The 3,390-nt window shown below is 71.5% G+C and carries 3 protein-coding genes; all 3 read left to right on the forward strand.

What is annotated here, in order from left to right:
- Positions 1 to 856, forward strand: an 856-nt coding sequence (locus AC0CYZ_RS25895; protein WP_472220694.1) for a purine-cytosine permease family protein, incomplete at its 5' end; no start/stop codon positions are given.
- A 77-nt stretch (positions 857 to 933) separates the two neighbouring features.
- Positions 934 to 1,236, forward strand: coding sequence for an urease subunit gamma (locus AC0CYZ_RS25900; protein ID WP_472220696.1), 303 nt, complete (start codon positions 934 to 936; stop codon positions 1,234 to 1,236).
- Between the two features lie 58 nt (positions 1,237 to 1,294).
- Entirely contained in the window at positions 1,295 to 3,370 is a 2,076-nt protein-coding gene (locus AC0CYZ_RS25905) for an urease subunit alpha (RefSeq protein WP_472220698.1), read from the forward strand.
- Positions 3,371 to 3,390: the final 20 nt, after the last annotated feature.

The following is a 3,390-nucleotide window of genomic DNA, read 5'->3' on the forward strand; positions in this document are numbered from 1 at the left end:
CTGGGTCATCTTCGGCGCCATCAAGCAGATCGTCGGGCTGTTCCTGGCGGTGTACCTGATCGCCAACGTGGCCGACAGCGCCGGCATCGCCAACCAGCCGGTGCACCAGTTCCTGGAGATCTACCAGAACTTCCTGCCGCCGTGGCTGGCCATGACGCTGGCCGTGGTGCTCGTCGTCATCAGCCAGGTGAAGATCAACGTGACCAACGCCTACTCCGGCTCGCTCGCGTGGACCAACTCGTTCACCCGCGTCACCAAGACCTACCCCGGCCGCTTGGTGTTCCTCGCGTTCAACCTGTTGATCGCGCTAGTGCTGATGGAAGCCAACATGTTCGACTTCCTCAACACGATCCTCGGCTTCTACGCGAACTGCGGCATGGCGTGGGTCGTGGTGGTGGCCTCCGACATCGTCTTCAACAAGTTCCTGCTGAAGCTCTCGCCGATGCAGCCGGAGTTCCGGCGCGGCATGCTCTACTCCTTCAACCCGGTGGGCTTCGGCTCGATGCTGATCGCCGCCGGCCTGTCGGTCATCGCCTTCTTCGGCGGTCTCGGTGAGGCCATCCGGCCGTACTCTCCGCTGGTGGCCATCGGGCTCGGATTGGTGCTCCCACCGATCATTGCGCTCGCCACCAAGGGCAAGTACTACCTGCGCCGCACCGACGACGGTATCGACGCGCCGATGTACGACGAGCTCGGCAACCCCTCGGGGGAGACCCTGTCCTGCGTGTCCTGCGGGCAGGACTTCGAGCGCCCCGACATGACGGCGTCGGCGGCGGGCACCGGGCACGTCTGCTCGCTCTGCCTCTCCACCGACCGTGCGGGCACCCACGTCCTCCCGGAGCCGACGACGTCCTAGTTTGTCTCCGACGTGTGCGTGCGTTCCCGTGTCCCGACACGGGAACGCACGCACGAGGCGAAGCCGAAGGGGCTGAGGTGCTGCTCTCGCCGCACGAACAGGAGAAACTGCTGCTGCACGTGGCCGCGAACCTGGCGAAGGAACGCCGCGGCCGCGGTCTGCGGCTCAACCATCCCGAGGCGGTCGCGCTGCTCAGTTCCTGGATCCTCGAGGGGGCCCGGGACGGGCGCAGCGTCGCCGAGCTGATGGACGGCGGCCAGCACGTCCTGACCCGCGACGACGTCATGGAGGGCGTCCCCGAGATGCTGCCGACCGTCGCCGTCGAGGCGACGTTCCCGGACGGGACGAAGCTCGTGAGCGTCCACGAGCCGATCCAGTGACCGGGGCGAACGGAGCGACGCGGCACACGGTGCGCGTGCGCGGCGACGGGGGATCGGCGTGAGCGGGGGAGACACCGGATACGGCCCGGGTGCGTTCCTCCCCGGGGACGGGGAGATCGTCACGGGGGAGGGCGCCGCCGTCCACACCCTGACCGTGACCAACACGGGCGACCGGCCGATCCAGGTCGGCTCGCACGTGCACTTCTCGTCGACGAACCCCGCGCTGGCCTTCGACCGCGAGGCCGCCACGGGCATGCGGCTCGCCATCCACGCCGGGACCTCGGTGCGCTTCGAGCCCGGCGTCGAGAAGGACGTCACCCTCGTCGCGCTCGGCGGGTCGGGCACCGTGCCGGGCCTGCGCCTCGACGTCGACGACCCGGCGGGCCGGGCGGGCGGATCCCCGGGCAGCGGCTGGTCGGTGGGCCGCGAGGCCTACGCCGAGCTGTTCGGCCCGACGACGGGCGACCGGCTCCGGCTGGCGGACACCGACCTGACGATCCGCGTCGAGGAGGACCGCAGCCGCGGCCCGGCCGGCGGCGACGAGGCGGTGTTCGGCGGCGGCAAGGTGATCCGCGAGTCGATGGGCCAGTCGCGGGCCACCCGCGCCGAGGGCGCCGCGGACCTCGTCATCACCGGGGCCCTCGTCCTCGACCACTGGGGCGTGGTGAAGGCCGACGTCGGCGTGCGCGACGGCCGCATCGTCGGGCTCGGGAAGGCCGGCAACCCGGACACGATGCACGGCGTCGCGCCCGAGCTCGTCATCGGCCCGTCGACGGAGATCCTGTCCGGCAACGGGCTGATCCTCACCGCGGGCGGGGTCGACTGCCACGTCCACCTCATCAGCCCGCAGCAGCTGCCCGAGGCGATCGGCTCCGGGGTCACGACGATGATCGCCGGCGGCACCGGCCCCGCGGAGGGGACCAAGGCGACCACGGTGACGCCGGGCGCCTGGTGGCTCGCGCGGATGTTCGAGGCGCTGGACTCCACGCCGCTGAACTTCTCGCTGCTCGGCAAGGGCAACACCGTCGGGGAGGCGGCCCTGCGCGAGCAGGTCGACGCGGGCGCGACCGGGTTCAAGGTCCACGAGGACTGGGGCGCGACGCCGGCCGCGATCGACGCGGCGCTGCGGGTGGCCGACGAGACCGGGGTGCAGGTCGCGCTGCACACCGACACGCTGAACGAGGCCGGCTACGTCGACTCGACCCTCGAGGCGATCGCGGGCCGGTCGATCCACGCCTACCACACCGAGGGGGCCGGGGGCGGGCACGCGCCGGACATCATCACGGTCGCGGGTCAGCCGCACGTGCTCCCGTCGTCAACGAACCCGACGCGGCCGCACACCGTCAACACCGTCGACGAGCACCTCGACATGCTCATGGTCTGCCACCACCTCTCGTCGTCGATCCCGGAGGACCTGGCGTTCGCGGAGTCGCGGATCCGGGCCTCGACGATCGCGGCGGAGGACCTGCTGCACGATCTCGGCGCGATCTCGATGATCGGGTCGGACTCGCAGGCGATGGGCCGGGTCGGCGAGGTCGTGATGCGCACCTGGCAGACCGCGCACGCGGCCAAGCGGCGGGTCACCGGCCTGTCCGGGGTGCAGGCCTCGGGTGACGACAACGATCGCGCCCGCCGGTACGTCGCCAAGTACACGATCTGTCCGGCGATCGCGCACGGTCTCGACGGCGAGGTGGGCTCGGTCGAGGTCGGGAAGCTCGCCGACCTGGTGCTGTGGGACCCGGCGTTCTTCGGGGTCCGGCCGCACGTCGTGGTCAAGGGCGGGGTCATCGCCTGGGGGCGCATGGGCGACGCGAACGCCTCCATCCCGACCCCGCAGCCCGAGCTCTCCCGCCCGATGTTCGGGGCGTTCGGGTCGGCACCGGCGGCGACCTCGGTGCACTTCGCGACGCAGGCCGCGCTCGACGGCGGGCTCGCCGGACGCGTGGACGTGCGGCGGCGGTTCGTGCCCGTCCGCTCCCCGCGGGGGGTGTCCAAGGCCGACATGCCGGGCAACGACGCGACCCCGGAGATCACCGTCGACCCGGAGACGTTCACGGTCCGCATCGACGGGACGCCCGTCGACCCCGACCCGGTGCGCGAGCTGCCGATGGCCCAGCGCTACTTCCTGTTCTGACGTCGCGGGGGCAGCGCGGG

The organism is Actinomycetospora sp. (genome assembly GCF_055612215.1).